The organism is Cyanobium sp. Maggiore-St4-Cus (assembly GCF_024345615.1).
GTDB lineage: Bacteria > Cyanobacteriota > Cyanobacteriia > PCC-6307 > Cyanobiaceae > Cyanobium_A > Cyanobium_A usitatum.
Map to the genome: position 1 here is coordinate 163,472 of NZ_JAGQBL010000007.1, position 18,329 is coordinate 181,800.

Below are 18,329 nucleotides of genomic sequence, written 5' to 3' on the forward strand. Positions count from 1 at the left end.
TCTTATTCTCCCGCGCCAGGGCGCCAGACTCACCTCACCTAGCTAACGGCCCGTTTGCGCCCCTTCCCTTCCGCCAGTCCGCCAGGTACCGCCATTCCGGCGCAGTCCGCCAGTCCAGCGCAGTCCGGCTGGCTGGGCCAGTTTCCGGCGGCACTGCGCCAGGTGGCCCTAGTGCGACTGGTGGCTTCGTTTGGAGCCGGCGGGGTGCTGTACCTAACGCCGATCGTGTTCCACCAGGCGGCCTTCAGCGCCCAGTCGGTGACCCAGGGCTTGGCGCTGGCGGCGCTGGCGGGCACGGCTGGTCGCTTCATGAGCGGCATGCTGCTGGATCGGGGGCTGGCCTGCTCGATACCGGTGCTACTGGCCGCCCTAGCAGCCCTGCTGGGGGATCTGCGGCTGTTTGGCACGGCCAGCTTCCCTGGCTACGTGCAGGGGCAATTGCTGATCGGCATCGCTGCCGGGCTCTACTGGCCGGCGGTTGAGCTGGCGGTGCCCCTGGGCTGCCGCATGGGGCCGGCCCCGATTCCCACCGCCCGGGGCTATGCATTGGTGCGCAGCGCCGACGCGGCTGGGATTGCGGCTGGAGCCCTGCTCGGGGCGCTGCTGGCGGCGGCCGGCCATCTGCGGGGCATCTACCTGATCGACATCATCTGCCTACTGCTGGTGGTATTGCTGCTGCTAAAGCAGCCCCTGCAGCGGGCTAGCCCTGCCAGCTTCGATCCAGCCGACCACACCCCCTGGCGCCAATGGTTGCCGCCACTACTGCCGCTACTAGCGATCAGCCTGCTGGCCACCTCGCTGCCGGCACTAATGCAGAGCGCCCTGCCCCTGGATCTGGTGCGCGGCGGCCTGGAGCGGGCCGCCATGCCCGAAAGCCTGGGGGCTCTACTAGTTGGCCTGCAGCTAGGCGTGCTGGTGCTGATCCAGTGGCCGGTGGGTCAGGCCCTGGCCAAGCGTCCGATAGCGCAGGGGCTGGGGCTGAGCCTGGCCTGCTTTGCCATGGGCACGGTGCTGCTGGCCTTTTCAGCCCTTAGCAGCCAGGGGCTTTGGCTGGTGCTGCTGGCCCAGCTGCCCCTGGCCCTAGGGGCAGCTGCTTTCCTGCCGATTGCCACCGCAGCGGTGATCGAGCTCAGTCCCAGGGAGCACCAGGGCTTGGCCATGGCTCTTTTTTCCCAATGTTTTGCCCTGAGCGCTCTAGGGGCGCCACTGCTGGCCGGCTTAGCCCTCGATGCCCAAAGACACGCCGGTGGCTTCTGGATCGGCATGACCCTGCTATGCCTGGCTGGCCTCAACCTGGTGAAGCGACTCAGGCCGAGGCCGGTGGTTGCTCTTGAGCGGAGGCCTGCTTAGCGACCCAGGCTTCGTGGGGCAGGGGCTCGGTGCCGTATTCCCAGTCGTCGTAGTCGGGATCATTGCGGATCTTCTGGTGCAGCTCCTTCTGCACATCGAAATCATGCTGCGATTCGGGTTGCAATTCAGGAGGGGAGGAGGGTGCGGGTTGCTGGGAAGGGTCAGTCATGACACCACGGGGGCTTTTTTCCATTCTGGAGCAACCCGGAGACGGCCCTATCGCGGCAACTGTCTAGCTGCATAAACGCATAGTTTGAGCACAACAAAGTTGGTGCATGGGGTCTCTAGAGGCGAACGCTCTGCTGGGCCAGCTGCTGGCGGAACTCAGCCACGGTGCTGGCCAAGCCTTCAGAAAGAGGGATTCGCGCCCGCCAGCCCAGCGCCGCCAGGCGGCTGACATCGAGCTGTTTTTTTGGGGTGCCGTCGGGCTTGCTGGCGTCCCAACAGATCTCGCCCTGGAAACCGGTGGCGGCCGCAACGGCCTCTGCCAACTCGCGGATGCTCAGGTCGATGCCCGTGCCCACGTTGAGAAACTGGAGCTGATCAGAGCCGGGCTGCCAGTGCTCGAGGGCAAACAGGCAGGCCTCGCCGAGATCATCCCCATGCAAAAACTCCCGCAGGGGCTTCCCTGTGCCCCAGCAGGTCACGCTGGGGGAGTTGGCCTCGGCTGCCTCATGGAAGCGGCGGATCAGGGCCGGCAGCACATGGCTGTTGGTGGGGTGGTAGTTGTCGCCCGGTCCGTAGAGGTTGGTGGGCATCAGGCTGATGGCATCAAAGCCATGCTGGGCCCGCAGGGCCTCACAGAGCTTGATGCCGCTGATCTTGGCGATCGCGTACCACTCGTTAGTGGGCTCAAGCGCCCCGCTGAGCAGGGCTTCTTCCCGAATCGGCTGCTCAGCGAGTTTGGGGTAGATGCAGCTGCTGCCAAGAAACAACAGCCGCCGCACGCCGCTGCGCCAGGCGCTTTCGATCACGTGGGTCTGGATTTTGAGATTCTCCAGCAAGAAATCGGCCGGATAGGCGCTGTTGGCCGCAATCCCGCCCACCTTTGCTGCCGCCAGCACCACGATCGTGGGCTTGTTGATGGCAAACCAGGCCGCAACCGCTGAGGGATCGAGCAGATCAAGCTCCTCGCGAGTGGCGCTGAGGAGGGCACCCCCCTGGGCCGGATCGCCATAGCCAGAGCGCCGCAAGGCGCGGCAGATCGCACTGCCGGCCATGCCGCGGTGGCCGGCCACGTAGATGCGGTCGGCGGCGGTGATCAGGGTGGATTGAGAGGCTGTCATTGGCGCTTCCAGATGGGGCGCCCTACCCGTTGCACATGGGCCCGCACCTCGGCATCCAGTTGATGCAGCAGCAGCAGATCCACCCGCCAGGGAAGGCACAGCTCATCCACGGCGTGCATCAAACGCAGGAGATCGCTGTGGCCCAACTGGGGCGCCTCAAGGCAGAGATCAATGTCAGATCCTGGCTGATGGCGTCCCATGGCCCGCGAGCCGAACAGCCAGATAGCGTCGAGCTGGGCTTGGTCTATGAGCAGATTCAGCAGTTGGCTCGCTGAGCTCTCTGGGATTCCAAGGAGAGCCGCTGGGCTAGTTGCTGGTGTAGGGGTGCAATGGTTGGTCATTGCTGCTCTTCTAGAACTCGCAATTTCAATCTCTGGCTTAGTTGCTGGAAGCAGGGCAGGTAGCTATTGAGGATCTGAGCTGCGATCGCATCAGCCGTAGCGCGGTTGTAGCTGTGGCTGGTGAGATTGCGATCTTGAATCATCAACATCCAGCTTTCCCCCGCATCAATCAGGCCAAGGCGAAAGGCTTCCCGCAGGGTGTCACGCGAACCCAGCAGCGTCGTATTGCCCTGGCTGCGCAAGAGATCCCGCAAGGTATTCCAGGCCAGTTCAAATGTGTATTCAAAAGCTTTGATCAGCCCCTGCTGTTCGCGTTCGTTCAGCGCGGGTGGTTCTACGAAGGTTTCCAACTGAGCCAGCGCCCTGTTGTAGTTGCTGAAGCGCTGCTGCCAGCGGATGTCTTCTGCCATCAACTCACGCCGGCAGACTTGGTGGGTGGATTCTCCATCGAGCCCACCACCGCAAAGCCCTTGCGGCGCAGCAGGGCTTCTTTGGCCGCCTCTTGCTTATCGGCTGCCACCATCTCGGCCACCAGCTCTTCCAAGGTGGTGGTGGGGGTCCAGCCCAGCTTCTGTTGGGCTTTGGTGGGATCGCCGAGCAGGGTTTCCACTTCGGCGGGGCGGAAATAACGGGGATCGATGCGCACCACCACGGCGCCGGTGTCAGCGCGGCGGCCGATTTCCTCCACGCCTTCTCCCTGCCACTCGATGGCGGGCCCACCAGCAGCAGCCCAGCCCAGCTCGCTGGCTGCCAGCTCAATGAAACGCCGCACCGATTCCTGGCGGCCGGTGGCGATCACGAAATCTTCTGGGGTGCCGGGTTGCTGCAGCATCCGCCACTGCATCTCCACGTAGTCGCGGGCGTGGCCCCAATCGCGCAGGGAATCGAGATTGCCCATGAACAGGCAGCCATCGAGGCCTTCGTTGATGCGGGCCAGGCCGCGGGTGATCTTGCGCGTCACAAACGTTTCGCCGCGCCGCGGTGATTCGTGGTTGAACAGGATGCCGTTGCAGGCATACATCCCGTAGGCCTCGCGGTAGTTCACCGTGATCCAGTAGGCGTAGAGCTTGGCCACGCCATAGGGGCTGCGGGGATAGAAGGGCGTGGTTTCTTTCTGGGGTATCTCCTGCACCAGGCCGTAGAGCTCGCTGGTGCTGGCCTGGTAGATGCGGGTTTTGTGCGTGAGCCCGAGCATGCGCACGGCTTCCAGGATCCGCAGGGTGCCGAGGGCATCGCTATTGGCGGTGTATTCGGGCGCCTCAAAGCTCACGGCCACATGGCTCTGGGCGCCGAGGTTGTAGATCTCATCGGGCTGCACCTGCTGGATGATGCGGATCAGGTTGGTGCTGTCGGTGAGATCGCCGTAGTGCAACACGAGCCTGGGATCGCTCTCATGCGGATCCTGGTAGAGGTGATCAATGCGGCTGGTGTTGAAGCTGCTTGCCCGCCGCTTGATGCCGTGCACCGCATAGCCCTTCTCCAGCAGCAGCTCGGCTAGGTAGGAGCCGTCTTGGCCGGTGATGCCGGTGATCAGGGCGGTTTTGGCGGGCACGGTCATGGGGGTGAAAGAGGGAATGGGGGCTGAAATGACCGGTAATGACCAGTAGAAGCTCTAGCGCGACTTCAAGCCTGATCCCTTAGTACGGGCAACTTAGCGATGGGCAGATTGAGAAGCCGCATGAAATCACCATCACGATGCGCCGTTGCCCGGCGAGATCGCTGCCCACCGATGCCGTACGCGGTTCATCTGGTGGCTAAGGCGCCAGAGTGTTGAGCTGCTTGTCTGCGGGCAGGTGGCGCTGGAGCAGGGACCAGTAGCGCTCGGTGACGATCTGGGGCGAGGCAGAGCTGAGCAGCAGCTCGCGAGCGGCGGCACCACAGGCAGCGGCTAGCTCGGGTTGGACCCGGAGCTGGCGGATCCAGTCGGCTAGCTGGGCTGAATCACCATTGGCAAACCAGCGGCCGCAGCCGTGGTTTTGCACCAAGCGCTGCAGATCCGAGCCGGGGGGAGTGATCGCCGCGATCGGGGTGCCGGCGGCAAGGTGGCCGTAGAGCTTGCTGGGGGCCACCAGACCTTCGGCATCAATGCCCAGGCTCACAACGGCCAGATCGGCACTGGTGAGCGAATAGGGCAACACATCAAGGTCTTGATAGGGCAGGAAGCGGCAGTTGCTGAGACCCCAGTCGTAGACAAGCTGGCGCACCCGCTGGTGCTGGGGCCCTTTACCGATAAACAGAAACTGGAAGCTGGACTCGTCCTTAAGCAGCAGGGCCGCACCGAGCAGGGTGACCAGGTCGTGGCAACGGCCCTGGTTGCCGGAATAGAGCACGGTGAACGAGTGCTCTAAGCCGTGGCGACTCACAAACCAATTGCTGCTCTTGGCGAGGGGCTGAATCTCGGCTGGATCAGCCCAACTGGGAATCACATGCAGCCGGTCGGCCACGGCTGGGCAGTGGCGCCGCAGCCGCTCAGCCATGGGCTCGCTCAACACGATCACCTCTTGGGCATCGGCGTAGACGCAGCGGTTGAGCCGGCGCCAAAGGCGCATCAGCCAGTGGTCGCTGGGCAGCACACCGAGCTCGGCGAGTACATCGGGGTATAGGTCGTAAACCAGCACCAGATAGGGGGTGCGGGTGAGCTTGTAGAGCAGCCAGCCAACTAAGGGCAGGTAGGGCGGCTCGGAGGTGTAGAGCAGCAGATCGCCGCGGCGGGCGTAGCGCAGCAGGCGCAGGGAGATGCGCAGGCAGAAGAGCACGCCGTTAACGGCACGGCCACGGATCTGCTGGGGCCAGAGACGGGTAACGGAGGTGCGGCGAATGCAGCGGTTGGGCTCAAAGCTGATTGCCGGGGCGCTGTCTTGCGAATAGGCATAGGCGGGCTGACCGGTGAGCACCTGCATCTGCAAGCCGCGGGCAGCCAGGCGTGAGGTGAGGTCGTCGAGCAGCTGGCCGGTGGCGGCGTAATCGGGTGGAAAAAACTGGCTCACCACCGTGACGCGGCTAAAGCTGCTACGGCTTGCACGCCAACGCAAACGCGACTGAAATTTCTGCAACAAACGCCCGATATTCACAATAAAAACAGACGCCTTCGGCAAGGGAAACTGGGACCGGGCGAGACTATCTTGGGAGCAGGAGGGAGCCAAGTAATCTCACATTTAATGGATAAAAATAGTCTCAGGAAACTACAACCCAAGGGAAATTAATTTCGATAGAGACCCGAGCTAGAAGCAGGAATTTACGGCCAAAAACAAGACCGTCCAATAATACACTGTCTGATAATACATCCACGACGCACTGAGGAGCAAGTAGCAACCGTCGCAAAAGCGGCAGCGCACCAGTAAAAAATTATGGCGCCCAGCACGATCCCTGAGTCTTTAATGCTATAAAAAACTGCGCAGGATTAGCCGGCTTTAATATTTAGAATATGCGTAAGTCCCTGCGCTTTGGCTAGGGCTCAGGATGTAAGCAGGCGTTACATCCCTTGGGAAGCGGCCTAAATTCCGATCCATACTCTGCAGTGTGGCAGGGACGGAGGGATAACCTACTGGAGCTGGAATGCAGACGTGAGCAGCACGGAGATCCTCGAGCAGGTAGGGCTGGGCCTGTTTCAATGCAACAACGCCATACCCCGTGCATAGCTGCCGAACAGGCCAACACACTGGAGGCTCGGCCTTTGCGGGATAGCGGGTGGGGATGTAAAGGGCGTCGAAGATCCGAAGGCGATCCTCCAGGTCTTGAACCTCGGTGGCGAGGGCCTCGGCGATGGGGGGAGGCGAAAGCCGGGGGCGTAGCGGACCAGGCGGGAGGGTGGAGCCCAGCAGCAGGGCGTGGGAGTTGAGCGTTGGAACGACGACCAATAGGGAGGCTGGCATCAACACAGGCTGAGCGCTCACCAGAGGCTGTTCACATGGGTATGGGAGCGGATCTTGCTATCGGCGCTGATCAGGGGGATGGCCAATGATCGGGCCTGGGCCACGAGGAAGCGATCGGCTGGATCAGCATGGCCACCTCCCATCAGCCCACCAGATCAGCACATGCGTGTCGATCAGGATCACGCCAGCTCGTTCCAGTCGTTGCTATTGACCACGGGCTCGAAGGGGTCGTCAAAGCGGAGCACTGAACCGCGCAGGGTCTCCAGCGGATCAAGTTCAGCGGGAGGAGCTGGCCGATAGGGGCGCACCTCAACGCAAGGGCGGCCGTGGTTGGTCACCAGCAGCGGTTGGCCGGTGGCCTCCACCAGGTGGAACAACGCAAGGGCATGGGTTTTGAAGTGGGACTTCGAAACCTGCTTTGGTGAATCCTGCGGAAGCGGTGCGGGGGAGGCGTGCATGAACCGTGCGCCATGACCATGGTCATAAGGCTAGGGCGACCGGCGAATCACCTCCCCTGCTTCCGCGCCCCCTCATCTCTCGCCAACAATCACCGCCGGATGGGGCCGAGGCGCAGGGCAAAGCCGGGGGAGCGGAAGTTGTGGATGCCGGTGCAGAGGTAGGTGCCCTGGGAGAGGCACACCCGATCGCCGAGGGTGATGGGGGCGAGGTTGCCTGGCCAGGCGGTAGCCATCGAGCTGCTGGATCATCCAGGAGAACCGCCAGCCAGATCGGCCAACTCAGTAGCGATCAGCTCCAAGAATCGCCGGTGGAGTGGGGTGGGATCGAGCCAGACAAGTGCTCCCGCTCGAAGCGCGCGAGCCTGGAGTTGGCTTGCTCGAGCCGCAGCATCCTCTGCTGCAGCTCGTATCTCCGCACTTTCTTGTCGATCGTTGGATGCCAATTGAGCTTCTGCAATAGCCGTCGCCACGGCGGCAGCGATGCAAGGAATTCCTGCTTGCTGCGGTAGGTCGAAGGAAGCGGCTCCCAAGAGGTGGACATGGCTGTAGCTCGTAAGAAGGGTGATCAGGCCAAGGAGTAGGGCAGCGAAGACAGTGATCCAGCCCTGCCGGTCAAGTCGAACATTCACCGTAGCCAGCCCAAAACCTGATTTCAGGATAGTACAAGCGAACTAGCGCGCGATCCGTGGAATCACGGATCGCGCGCATCACCTCTCCCCCACCACCACTGCCGGGTTGCCGCGCACGATCGCACCAGCACGGTTTAGATCGGCCAACTCGGTGGCGATCAATTGCAGGCTTGTCATCAAAAACAGCCTTCGCCGGTGGAGGGGGGTGGGATCGAGCCAGACAAGTGCTCCCGCTCGAAGCGCTCGAGCCTGGAGTTGGCTTGCTCGAGCCGCGCGATCTCGCTCTCGAGCTGTTTCATCCGCTTCTCGTGCTCGATCTTCCTGTTCTCGTGCTCGATCTTCCTGCGCTCGAATTCGATCTCGCGAATCTCGTACTCGACGACGGGATGCCAGTTGAGCCTCGACAACCAGCGTCGCCAACGAGGCAGCGAGGACAAATACTCCGATTTGCTTGTTGAGCTGGAAAGTTGGGCCCCAAAAGAAGTGGACATGGTCATATCCGGTAAACAGCGTGATCAGGGCGAGCAGGGCGCCAGCGATGAGCGTGATCGCGCCCTGTAAATCGAATCCAAAGAACACCGTAGCCAGCTCGAGCCCTGGGTTCAAAATAGTACACCTGAACCATTGTGGCATCCGTGGAGTCACTGATCGGGTCACGCGGGCGAGCCGCCAGCCAGATCGGCCAGCTCAGTAGCGATCAGCTCCAAGAATCGCCGGTGGAGTGGGGTGGGATCGAGCCAGACAAGTGCTCCCGCTCGAAGCGCGCGAGCCTGGAGTTGGCTTGCTCGAGCCGCGCGATCTCGATCTCGATCAGCGCGTCCTCTTTCCTCTTCTGCTCGTCTTCTTTCTCGTCTTGCAGCATCCTCTGCTCGAGCTCGTATTGCCGCACACTTGTATCGATCGTTGGATGCCAACTTATTGCTCTATGGCCGCCGCCACGGCGGCAGCGATGCAAGGAATTCCTGCTTGCTGCGGTAGATCGATGGAAGCGGCTCCCAGGAGGTCGACATGGCTGTAGCTCGTGAGAAGGGTGATCAGGCCAAGGAGAATGGCTGCGAAAACTGTGATCCAGGCTTGCCTGTCGAAACAGCCATGCCGGCCAAAACAGCCTTGCCGGCCAAAACAGCCTTGGCGGACAAGTCGGACATTCACCGTAGCCAGCACAAGACAGGCAAGCAGACTAGTACGCCTGAACCACCAGGGCATCCGTGGAGTCACGGATCGGCTCCGCTCTGAGCCGCCGGCGGGCTGGGCCGGGCGAGCTGTCGGTGCCGGCGCTGCAAAGCGGGCTCCTGACAGAAAGGGCTGGGGCACGGACTGCAGCCGGAACGACTCCTGGGGAGGTGGCGCTTCAGCCACCACGGCGGGCCTCCCAGAGCATGAGGCTGAGCAGGGTTTCCACGTACATGCGCTGGAAGGCATAGAACCAGCCGCGCCAGCCGTGGAGCAGGCCGCGGTGCCAGATCAGGCAGAGGGCAAGCACCGCGAAGGGGGCAAGCACGGTGTGGCGCCGGAGGCGATCTGCGGCACCCAGCTGGCTTGGGGGAGTGTTGAGCAGCTTGTGCACCTCCAGCTTGAGGTAGCGGTTCTGGGCCCAGAGCCAGCGGCTTAGGGGCTTGCGGTCGTCGTAAAGGATGGGGCGGGCGCTGGGGCTGGAGCAGGTAAGCCTCGGGGTGGGCCTCCTTGCCCGTCCAGCCGTAGTCGGCTACGGAGAAATCAACCGCTATGGCGAGCTGACCATTCCGCATGACGGAACCATGGTGGAGTTATGACCCTGGCGATCAGCGCTGATGCCGATCTGCGCCTTTGCCGTGTGCTGAGGCCATTGGTGAATTGCTGACTCCCGCTGGTGAACAAGACAAGCTCAGACCTCGTCACTGATTTGCAGCAGGCGGGTTTTGCAGCAGGCGGACCAACATCCGGCGCTGGTGATCTTGGCCACCAAAGAACACGGCCAACACCTGGATTTGCCGCTGTTGATCGCGTGGAAGGAACCAATAGACAGCACGATCCAGAGTCAGATGGCGAAGGCCAGGCAGCAGATCATCGTGGGATTCTCCGCGGAAGGGAGCGGTGGCCAACCGTTCGGCGGCAGTGATGATCGCCTCGATGCGCACCTGTGCGTGCCGATTGGCCTCAGCCAGTGGCTCCCCAAAAGCGCAGTAGGAATGAGTGAGGTACTCAGTGATCAGCAGCAGATCGTTGATCGCCTCTGCGGCGAAGACCACCGACCACTGAGCCTCGCTCATCGGGGCTGCGCCGCCAACCTGGTCCGCAGTTGATCGGCAGAGATAAATGCCCCATTGGCACGCTGCTGCAGCAAGACCTGCAAGGCGGCTCGATCGGCTTGGCCATCAGCCTCCTGCTGCTTCAGCAGGTCAAGGCCTTGTTGCAGCACAGCACTCACGGATGGGAAGCGACCAGCGACCACCAACGCTTTGGCAAAGGCATGCTGATCTTCGCGGAGAGACACTGAACTCTTGACGACCACTGAATCACCACCCACAAGCAAACCTCAGTGTTACTCAGTCACACTGAGGCGTCAAGGGTCCGGGGCGCTGGCGGAGCGGAAGTCGTGGTTGCCTGGCCAGGCGGTAGCCATCGAGCTGCTGGATTATCCAGGAGAACCGCCAGCCAGATCGGCCAACTCCGTAGCGATCAGCTCCAAGAATCGCCGGTGGAGTGGGGTGGGGTCGAGCCAGACAAGTGCTCCCGCTCGAAGCGCTCGAGCCTGGAGTTGGCTTGCTCGAGCCGCGAGATCTCGATCTCGATCAGCGCGTCTTCTTGCCTCCTCAGAGCGTCCCCTTTCCTCCTCAGCGCGTCCTCTTTCCTCTTCTGCTCGTCTTCTTTCTCGTCTTGCAGCATCCTCTGCTCGAGCTCGTATTGCCGCACACTTGTATCGATCGTTGGATGCCAGTTGAGCTTCTGCAAGACCCGCCGCCACGGCGGCAGCGATGCAAGGAATTCCTGCTTGCTGCGGTAGATCGAAGGAAGCGGCTCCCAAGAGGTCGACATGGCTGTAGCTGGCAAGAAGAGTGATCAGGCCAAGGAGAATGGCTGCGAAGACTGTGATCCAGCCTTGCCTGTCGAAACAGCCTTGCCGGTCAAGTCGGACATTCACCGTAGCCAGCACAAACGCTGAAAACAGAATAGTACATCTGAACCACCAGGGCATCCGTGGAATCACGGATCGGCTCCGCTCTGAGCCGCCAGCGGACTGGGCCAGGCGAGCTGCCGGTGCCAATGCTGCCTGCCGGGCTCTCCATCGCGGCACCTGCCTCACGGCCTGCAGTCCTACCCGGGATCAGCTCGTTGTCGTTCAACGACGTGCTTAACACCATCGGCACACCGGTGCGCGCGTAGAAGCGGTGGTGGTGGGCCCCCTTATCTCTCCCCCACCATCACCGCCGGATTGCCGCGCACGATCGTGCCCGGGGACACGGTGCCGCTCACCACGGCGCCGAGGGCTACAACGGCGCCGGGGGCGATGACGGTGCCGGGGGCGAGTACGGCGCGGGCGGCGATCCAGGCATCGCTGCCAATGGTGACGGGGCCGAGGCGCAGATCAAAGCTGGGGGAGCGGAAGTTGTGGTTGCCGGTGCAGAGGTAGGCGCCTTGGGAGAGGCAGACGCGATCACCGAGGGTGATGGGGGCGAGGTTGTCGAGCCAGGCGTCTTCCGCCAGCCAGCAGGATTGGCCCACCCGCAGGCGCCAGGGGAATTTGACGCGCAGACCGGGCTTGAGGCGGCAGCCGCTGCCGATCTGGGCCCCGAAGCTGCGCAGCAAAAGCACGCGCCAGGCGGAGCCGGGCAGCCAGCGGGCGCTGAGCAGGGGAGCACCGGCGCAGAACCAGAGGGTGCACACAGGCAGGGACGCGCCGGGCTGCCAATCGGGCGGGGTGCGGTAGCGATCGAGCTGCTGGATCATGCGGGGGATCCGCCGGTGGAGGGGGGTGGAATCGGTTTTTATACGCCGCTTTGGTGCTGATGGCCTCTTGGAAGCCCCACAGCACACCCTGATGCCTTCAAAGCGGAGAACTGGGCGTCAGTGTTCTGGTGGGTGGCGGAACAACGGAAGTAACCAACGCTTCTCGGGAGGTCACTGTTCCAAAAGAGGTGTTATGGAATTAACAACACCCGAGCACGGTTTTTGGAACGGTCAAACTTCTGCTAGGGGTTCCTAGCGATGATTGGGTTTCCGTTCGGTTTTTGGAACGCTGTTGCTTGAAACATATGATTCTGCCATCTGCGGATGACGCCGCAACACTTCCAGTGGATGAGTGGCACTAGAAAGCATTGAGCATCAGTTAAAAGATCCATTTAGAGCGTTTAGGTCCCTGCTAATGAGTGCCTTGCGAGAAACATTTCAAAAGCCTTGGCAAGATGTAGTGCGCCTCTGACCGAAAGATGGTCGTTGTCACTGTAAAGTCTGCCCATATTGCTTGAAGAGTCGCAGAATTTTGTAGCGGGAGGGCACATCGCTGAAAATGAGTCAAATATATGAAAATTTGGAAATTGCGCTTCCAGTTGCTTTAATGATATTTCCATTTCGGGGAAAAACCGTTTCCGCAACATTGGCTCTCGGGCCTCTAATAAGCGGCAATGACTTGGGGTTTCGCCCGCAAGTCTGAACCACTCTCTAGAGCATATTGCCGAAGCCTGCAGTTCCGTCTGGAACTCAGGCAAAGGGGCAAAGAATATGACGACAGCGCCTTTTTCTACCGCTCTTTTAATTATTTCTTGTAGTTTGTCCTTCCAAGCGGTGATCAGCATTCTTCTGTTCAGGATTTGGTTGCTTTCGCCCCTTGCATCCAGGTAGTACCTGTAATGATTATGCACAAAAAGTTTTTGGTACATCGGAAAGTGTCTACTGCTAAGCAATAGGAGATCACCACTTCTGAGTTCTCTGATTGCCCGAATTGCTTCATCTCCAAGACTTGTTCTTGCCACATGTATTTCAGTCGCTTTAACCCTTTGGTTTGTTACAGGCGTTTCCTTGTCAGGTTGAATTTCTGATGTCTCACCGACTCTTATCCAGTTGCCATTGATAGTGGGGATTGATTTGCTGGGTGTTGCAAAAACCTTGTATGACCACGAATTTTTATCTGCAACCTCCTTGACAAGAGGAAGAAGGTGTCCAGCGTGGGAATTTCCTAGTACTATTATATTCCGGGCGTTGGATTGCTTACTCTGCTGGCCAGGCAATTTCCCATTGTAAGCGGGATTACTGGACATATAGAATTCATCACGATCGCCCCTGTAGAGAATATCTTTGAACGATGCGAGAGCTTTTTGCACGGTAAACCCTGCGAGTAAAAGGCATATACCCCCTCCTGATAGTGTCAAAAACCTGCCGCCTGAGATGCTCCTCCTGGAAGGTTGTTCAATCCATTTATAAGACCCGCTCGCTATTAGCAGCATCAATCCTGCTTGGATTGGAAATGACCACCAATGGATTCCAATCGTCCATCGACTGATGGACAACACACTCCAGTGCCAGAGATAAAGCGAATAAGAAATCAAACCGATATAAACCACCTTTTCAAGCGTAAAAAATTTGTAGGCGACAGTTCCCCTTTTCAGGCAGGCGATGAGAACTGCTGACAGCACCACAATTCCAATTGTTGCTGGAACCGCTGCTGCAACTGGCAAATACATCACCCCAACCATCGCTGCCACAACAAGTAGCGGGGGAACTTGCTCCAGTGCTTGCTCAATCTTTGCCCGTTTCTGGAACCCGATAAACAGCAGGCATCCTGCTGCCATCTCCCAAAATCTGGAAGGCATCAGGAAGTAAGCGGCAGGTTGATTAACCTGATACAGGTAAATGAATCCGAGCAGTGAAGCAGTCGTCATTGCTCCGACCCATAAGAAAAGGTTTCTTGCGCCTTTTGCTGTTTGCTGCCCGAACCCCGAGAACCAGATCAGGAATGGGAACAGCAGATAGAACTGCTCTTCCACACCTAGTGACCAAGTGTGTGTAAAGGGATTTAGTTCAGTGGATTGGGCAAAGTAGTCCGTTGAAGACCGATAGAGACTTATATTGGAAACACCAAACAGTGACTTCCACCCAAGACCAAGGGCAATGCCTGGATCTGGATTGAATAGGGAAATCAGCACACTGGTGATCAGGACAAATACCACCAGCGCAGGCACCAGGCGCTTGATCCTCCGCTCATAAAACCCCTACAGGAAATCCAGGAAGTTTTTGGACTCCCTGCCTGCCAGTGACGAAGTGATCACATACCCAGAGATTACAAAAAAAATATCAACGCCCAAATATCCGCTTGGCAGCAGGTCCTTGTTGAAGTGGTTGATGATCACGGCAACCACCGCAAATGCCCTTAGACCATCAATTTCGGGTCGGTATTTACTGCTTGGAGTCGTTGGCATATCAGGTGCGTCAGGACTGGTTGCAGCAGTTCCACTCTATGCGGGTTGCGAACACTGCCTTTCTTCCCTGACCTCCCATCTCTCACCAGGTGGTTATGCATTCCCTGCATAGATTTCGGCTCTGATGGGTTGGGTGCTGGTTCATCTCGTTTTTCTGCCCTGAGCACTGCCCGCTTATCGCCAAGGTCTGCTCCAGGGTCTCCCTGAAGCGTTTGCTGCTGTTTGAGGCGCCCAGGAGGTGCCCACTGATCAAGGGGTCGCCAACCCAGGCAGGAGTTTGGCGCCAAGTGCCCCCAGGGGGCGCAGCAGGGTCTTGGAGGCGCTCTGAGGGCGGTTGAGGGTGCCTCGGGGCGCCCAGTCGGTAGGTGGAAGGTGAGAGTGCCTCGGAAGCAACCTGCTGCGAACAGTGGGAAGGTGAATTCTGGGAACCGCTGAGACCACCCCAGTCATTCCCCTCTTCACCTTCCGCTCACCTTCCGCCAGAGCAGGTTCAGAATCAAAAAGCGGCATTTAGAAAAACCCCACATATTGGGCTCAAGGGCGTCAAAACAACCCTGGAAGCACCAGATATGGTGGATTTGGAACTCGCCACAAAAAAGGCGGCACCCAGATTCGAACGGGATTCAGTACTAAAAAACGTGTCTCATAATCACCTACGCCAGCCCCAGCAGCTGATTACAAGCTGGCCCCCTACACAATTTTTGAATCCGTGGAATCACGGATCGGCTCCGCTCTGAGCCGCCAGCAGACTGGGGCGAACGGGCTGCCGGTGCCGGCGCTGCCTTCCGGGCTCTCCATCGCAAGGCTGGCCTCACGGCCTGCAGCCCTATGCAGGTGCGCAGGAAGCAGTCAAGGGCCTGCCAGGCGGGTGCATACAATCGGTTCGTTTTCGTTAAACGAAGTGTTTAAAACCATGGGCACGCCGGTGCGTGCAAAGAAGCGGTGAATCAGGCGGCGGATAATCGCTCACCAACAATCACCGCCGGATTGCCGCGCACAATCGCGCCCGGGGGCACGGTGCCGCTCACCACGGCGCCGAGGGCTACAACGGCGCTGGGGCCGATAACGGTGCCGGGGGCGAGTACGGCGCGGGCGGCGATCCAGGCATCGCTGCCAATGGTGATGGGGCTGAGGCGCAGATCAAAGCTGGGGGAGCGGAAGTTGTGGTTGCCGGTGCAGAGGTAGGCGCCTTGGGAGAGGCAGACGCGATCGCCGAGGGTGATGGGGGCGAGGTTGTCGAGCCAGGCGTCTTCCGCCAGCCAGCAGTGGTCACCGACCACGAGGCGCCAGGGGAATTTGACGCGCAGACCGGGCTTGAGGCGGCAGCCGCTGCCGATCTGGGCCCCGAAGCTGCGCAGCAACAGCACGCGCCAGGCGGAGCCGGGCAGCCAGCGGGCACTGAGCAGGGGCGCACCGGCGCAGAACCAGAGGGTGCACACAGGCAGGGACGCGCCGGGCTGCCAATCGGGCGGGGTGCGGTAGCGATCGAGCTGCTGGATCATGCGGGGGCGGGGTCGAGCTGGCCATAGCTCGCGATCCAGACTGAACGGTGAAGCCTGACATTCACCCGTACAGAATCAGGATCCTGAACGCCAGGAATGCCTGGCTGTAGCTGCCTCGATTGTCAAACGCCTTTTACGCGCCCAAAAGCATAAAAAGGGCAAAGCCAATGAGCTCTCCGCTGAGCCAGCGCCGCTGTCTATAAATCTGTATGGAATGAATAGCTCCACTCTGAGCCGTGGGGGGCTGGGCCCGGCGAGCTGCCGGTGCCGGCGCTGCCAGGCGGGCTCCTAATGCCAGGGATGGGGCACGAACTGCAGCAAGAACGACTCTTGGGGGGCTTCAGCCACCACGGCGAGCCTCCCAGAGCATCAGGCTGAGCAAGGTTTCCACGTACATGCGTTGGAAGGCATAGAACCAGCCGCGCCAGCCATCGAGCAGGCCGCGGTGCCAGAGCAGGCAGAGGGCCAGCACCGCAAAGGGGGCGATCACGTGGCGCTTGCGCAGGCGGTCGCCGCGGGAGAGCTTGTGGTGGGGGGTGGTAAGCAGCTTGTGGATTTCCTGCTGCAGGTAGCGCTGCTGGCTGGACAGCCAGCGGCTGAGGGGTTTGCGGTCGTCGTGAAGGATGGGCTGGTGCATCGCCAGGGTGCGGCTACTTGGCAGGAAGCGATGGGCATGGCCATCGTTTAGGTAGTGGCCGCCATCGGGGCGGATCAGGTTGAAGCGGGGCGGCAACAGGGTGCCGCGCAGCGGTTTGCCTTGCACGCAATAGCGGAAGGGGGTGAGCACGGCCGTCACCTCGGCCGGTGCGGCGGCCACCAGCTCGGCCAGCTCGGCTTGGAAGGCTGGGGTAATTAGGTGATCGGCATCGAGGCTGAGGCACCAGGGGGTGCGGATCAACTGCAGGCCGAAGTTGCACTGCTCGGCGAAGGAGTCAAAGGCTCGCTGCACCAGCTCCACCTGGGGGTATTGAGCGAGGAGCTCCAGGGTGGCATCGGTGCTGAAGCTGTCGACCACCACGATGCGCCGAGCCCAGCCCAGGCCGGCGAGAGTGCGGCTGATGTTGGCCTCCTCGTTGTAGGTGAGGATCAGAGGGGTGATCTGATCGAGGCAATTAGCCACGCAACGCAGCCTCGTAGTGGCCAATCAGCTGTCGGCTGATGGAGCTCCAGCCGAACTGTTGTTCGGCGAGCTGCCGCGCAGCTTGACGCATGGGCAGCGATGGAGGCACCAAGCACTGCTCCAGGCAGGCAGCTAAGGCTTCCAAGGTGGGTTCGCAGATAATGCCAGCCTGGGCTACTTGCACATCGGCGGCCAAGGCCACACCTGGGGAAAGCAGCACGGGGGTGCCGGCCATCAGGGCTTCTGCTGCGGCGATGCCGAAGTTTTCAGAAGCTGAGGGCAACACAAACCAATCGGCCTGTTGCAGCAGCTGCTGCTTGGCAGCACCTGCCACAAAACCATGCCAGTTCACCTGGGGGTTGAGGCCAAGAGCGTTGCAGTGCTGCTTCAAATGTTGGAGGTACTCGGGATCGCCGTCACCCGCGATATCTAGCTGCCATGGACTGGCGGGATGGCTCCGCTTAAGCGCTGCTAGGGCATCGAGGAGCACGGGCAGCTGCTTCTTGGGGTGGAGGCGGGAGAGAAACAACAACCGGGTTGGGCCATCGGCGATGGGAATGGCCTGCCTATCAAGCAGCAGCTGTGGAACACCGAGCGGCAACACAAAAGAGGGCGTGGCGAGGTGGAGGTCGCCGGCTTCCTGGCGTTCCGCCTCGCTGGTGAAGTGCAAGGCCCTGGCGCCCTGGAGATTGGCCCGATCTACCAGCTTGAGAAAGAGCTGTTTGCGGGCTCGACTCTGGCTGAGGCTCCAGCGGTTGAGCTGGCCAATCGTGCGCTGGATGTAAGGCACACGCTGGCGGCGCAACTGGGCCATGCCCAGGGAGGTGGTGCAGGAGAAAAGGGCGTGCACATGCACAAGGTCGTACCGCCTGGCGTTCTTGCCGAGCCAGCTAGTGAGCCCTGGGGCAATGGCGAATTCGCGCAGGGCGCGCACTGGCGGACTTAAGCGGCCGAAGGCGAGCACGGGTACGGCCTCGCCCAGGGCTTCCTGCTGGTGCCAGCGGCCCAGGGGCATGGCGGCCTGAACTCCAGGCCCGTGGTCATTGGTAGTGAGGATTGAGGCATCCAATCCCTGCTGGCGCAGGGCCGCCACCATCGAAAGCACCGCCTGACTAGGACCACCGCGCAGGGGGCTGATTGATGGAATTACATGCAGAATACGCAAGATTTTTAGATCTGCTCACCAAATACTGAAAAGGCTGGAGCCGTGAGCAAGCGCGCTTGAACGAAGACTTGATCTCTAACCCAAAGCTGGTTGCTACAATTGGCTGATCCCGATGGATCTGATAGCAGCTGTCGAGTCCAAGGATTGTAACTATAGATTGAAAACCCAGCCTCTAGAAGACACTTAGCAATTGGTTCACTGCGGTCTTCACAGA

At 60.5% G+C, this 18,329-nt stretch carries 24 protein-coding genes and 1 pseudogene; 2 read left to right on the top strand and 23 right to left on the bottom strand.

Features of this window, described 5'->3' with window-relative positions; genetic code table 11:
* Positions 1–54: 54 nt before the first annotated feature.
* On the top strand, positions 55–1,350 hold the full coding sequence (locus KBY99_RS08720; protein WP_254998592.1) for an MFS transporter: 1,296 nt from the start codon (positions 55–57) through the stop codon (positions 1,348–1,350).
* Here the strand turns inward: KBY99_RS08720 and KBY99_RS08725 are convergent.
* The 11 genes from KBY99_RS08725 to KBY99_RS08775 all read right to left on the bottom strand — a co-directional run bounded on the left by KBY99_RS08725 (position 1,307) and on the right by KBY99_RS08775 (position 8,343).
* Entirely contained in the window at positions 1,307–1,519 is a 213-nt protein-coding gene (locus tag KBY99_RS08725) for a hypothetical protein (protein WP_254998593.1), read from the bottom strand. The genes KBY99_RS08720 and KBY99_RS08725 overlap by 44 nt on opposite strands.
* A gap of 115 nt (positions 1,520–1,634) precedes the next feature.
* Entirely contained in the window at positions 1,635–2,636 is a 1,002-nt protein-coding gene (locus KBY99_RS08730) for a GDP-L-fucose synthase family protein (RefSeq protein WP_254998595.1), read from the bottom strand.
* Positions 2,633–2,977 carry a nucleotidyltransferase family protein gene (locus KBY99_RS08735; RefSeq protein WP_254998597.1) on the bottom strand — a complete coding sequence of 115 codons (345 nt, stop codon included), beginning with the start codon at positions 2,975–2,977 and terminating at the stop codon, positions 2,633–2,635. The genes KBY99_RS08730 and KBY99_RS08735 overlap by 4 nt, the downstream gene beginning before the upstream one ends.
* Positions 2,974–3,387 (bottom strand): nucleotidyltransferase substrate binding protein, encoded by a 414-nt coding sequence (locus tag KBY99_RS08740; RefSeq protein ID WP_254930827.1) that lies wholly within the window; start codon positions 3,385–3,387, stop codon positions 2,974–2,976. The genes KBY99_RS08735 and KBY99_RS08740 overlap by 4 nt, the downstream gene beginning before the upstream one ends.
* Positions 3,387–4,535, bottom strand: a complete 1,149-nt coding sequence (gene gmd, locus KBY99_RS08745; protein ID WP_254998599.1) for a GDP-mannose 4,6-dehydratase — start codon at positions 4,533–4,535, stop codon at positions 3,387–3,389. The genes KBY99_RS08740 and gmd overlap by 1 nt, the downstream gene beginning before the upstream one ends.
* 196 nt (positions 4,536–4,731) lie before the next feature.
* Positions 4,732–6,009 (bottom strand): glycosyltransferase family 4 protein, encoded by a 1,278-nt coding sequence (locus KBY99_RS08750; protein WP_254998601.1) that lies wholly within the window; start codon positions 6,007–6,009, stop codon positions 4,732–4,734.
* 857 nt (positions 6,010–6,866) lie between these two features.
* Positions 6,867–6,992, bottom strand: coding sequence for a hypothetical protein (locus tag KBY99_RS08755; protein WP_254998602.1), 126 nt, complete (start codon positions 6,990–6,992; stop codon positions 6,867–6,869).
* Between the two features lie 36 nt (positions 6,993–7,028).
* Complete coding sequence (locus KBY99_RS08760) at positions 7,029–7,307, bottom strand: type II toxin-antitoxin system Phd/YefM family antitoxin (protein WP_254998603.1); 279 nt, start codon at positions 7,305–7,307, stop codon at positions 7,029–7,031.
* Between the two features lie 89 nt (positions 7,308–7,396).
* Positions 7,397–7,540 (bottom strand): hypothetical protein, encoded by a 144-nt coding sequence (locus KBY99_RS08765; RefSeq protein ID WP_254998604.1) that lies wholly within the window; start codon positions 7,538–7,540, stop codon positions 7,397–7,399.
* 56 nt (positions 7,541–7,596) lie between these two features.
* Positions 7,597–7,848 carry a hypothetical protein gene (locus tag KBY99_RS08770; protein WP_254998605.1) on the bottom strand — a complete coding sequence of 84 codons (252 nt, stop codon included), beginning with the start codon at positions 7,846–7,848 and terminating at the stop codon, positions 7,597–7,599.
* Positions 7,849–8,112: 264 nt separating this feature from the next.
* Complete coding sequence (locus KBY99_RS08775; RefSeq protein ID WP_254998606.1) at positions 8,113–8,343, bottom strand: hypothetical protein; 231 nt, start codon at positions 8,341–8,343, stop codon at positions 8,113–8,115.
* Between KBY99_RS08775 and KBY99_RS08780 the strand changes: the two genes are divergently transcribed.
* Positions 8,330–8,497, top strand: coding sequence for a hypothetical protein (locus KBY99_RS08780; RefSeq protein ID WP_254998608.1), 168 nt, complete (start codon positions 8,330–8,332; stop codon positions 8,495–8,497). The genes KBY99_RS08775 and KBY99_RS08780 overlap by 14 nt on opposite strands.
* Before the next feature lie 136 nt (positions 8,498–8,633).
* On the opposite strand, the gene KBY99_RS08785 is transcribed toward KBY99_RS08780, so the two are convergent.
* The 12 genes and pseudogenes from KBY99_RS08785 to KBY99_RS08840 all read right to left on the bottom strand — a co-directional run bounded on the left by KBY99_RS08785 (position 8,634) and on the right by KBY99_RS08840 (position 18,115).
* On the bottom strand, positions 8,634–8,798 hold the full coding sequence (locus KBY99_RS08785; RefSeq protein ID WP_254998610.1) for a hypothetical protein: 165 nt from the start codon (positions 8,796–8,798) through the stop codon (positions 8,634–8,636).
* 489 nt (positions 8,799–9,287) lie between these two features.
* On the bottom strand, positions 9,288–9,503 hold the full coding sequence (locus tag KBY99_RS08790; protein WP_254998611.1) for a hypothetical protein: 216 nt from the start codon (positions 9,501–9,503) through the stop codon (positions 9,288–9,290).
* 307 nt (positions 9,504–9,810) lie between these two features.
* Positions 9,811–10,185, bottom strand: coding sequence for a type II toxin-antitoxin system RelE/ParE family toxin (locus KBY99_RS08795; RefSeq protein WP_254998612.1), 375 nt, complete (start codon positions 10,183–10,185; stop codon positions 9,811–9,813).
* Positions 10,182–10,442 (bottom strand): type II toxin-antitoxin system ParD family antitoxin, encoded by a 261-nt coding sequence (locus KBY99_RS08800; RefSeq protein ID WP_254998613.1) that lies wholly within the window; start codon positions 10,440–10,442, stop codon positions 10,182–10,184. The genes KBY99_RS08795 and KBY99_RS08800 overlap by 4 nt, the downstream gene beginning before the upstream one ends.
* A 152-nt stretch (positions 10,443–10,594) precedes the next feature.
* Positions 10,595–10,951: a hypothetical protein gene (locus KBY99_RS08805; protein ID WP_254998615.1), complete on the bottom strand. Its 357-nt coding sequence runs from the start codon at positions 10,949–10,951 to the stop codon at positions 10,595–10,597.
* Positions 10,952–11,320: 369 nt separating this feature from the next.
* Positions 11,321–11,863, bottom strand: a complete 543-nt coding sequence (locus tag KBY99_RS08810) for a WcaF family extracellular polysaccharide biosynthesis acetyltransferase (protein ID WP_254998617.1) — start codon at positions 11,861–11,863, stop codon at positions 11,321–11,323.
* A gap of 401 nt (positions 11,864–12,264) precedes the next feature.
* Positions 12,265–13,356 carry an SGNH hydrolase domain-containing protein gene (locus KBY99_RS14930; protein ID WP_409996554.1) on the bottom strand — a complete coding sequence of 364 codons (1,092 nt, stop codon included), beginning with the start codon at positions 13,354–13,356 and terminating at the stop codon, positions 12,265–12,267.
* A pseudogene (locus KBY99_RS14935) lies at positions 13,354–14,328 on the bottom strand (acyltransferase family protein); the annotation flags it as partial. The pseudogene KBY99_RS14935 and the gene KBY99_RS14930, both read right to left, overlap by 3 nt.
* Positions 14,329–15,177: 849 nt before the next feature.
* Positions 15,178–15,243 (bottom strand): hypothetical protein, encoded by a 66-nt coding sequence (locus KBY99_RS08825; protein ID WP_254998633.1) that lies wholly within the window; start codon positions 15,241–15,243, stop codon positions 15,178–15,180.
* A gap of 32 nt (positions 15,244–15,275) precedes the next feature.
* The gene (locus KBY99_RS08830) at positions 15,276–15,830 is read right to left on the bottom strand and encodes a WcaF family extracellular polysaccharide biosynthesis acetyltransferase (protein WP_254998621.1); all 555 of its coding nucleotides are present in this window, start codon (positions 15,828–15,830) and stop codon (positions 15,276–15,278) included.
* A gap of 340 nt (positions 15,831–16,170) precedes the next feature.
* Positions 16,171–16,974, bottom strand: a complete 804-nt coding sequence (locus KBY99_RS08835; RefSeq protein ID WP_254998622.1) for a glycosyltransferase family 2 protein — start codon at positions 16,972–16,974, stop codon at positions 16,171–16,173.
* Positions 16,943–18,115 (bottom strand): glycosyltransferase, encoded by a 1,173-nt coding sequence (locus tag KBY99_RS08840; RefSeq protein ID WP_254998623.1) that lies wholly within the window; start codon positions 18,113–18,115, stop codon positions 16,943–16,945. Before KBY99_RS08840 ends, KBY99_RS08835 begins: the two co-directional genes overlap by 32 nt.
* Between the last annotated feature and the right edge of the window lie 214 nt (positions 18,116–18,329).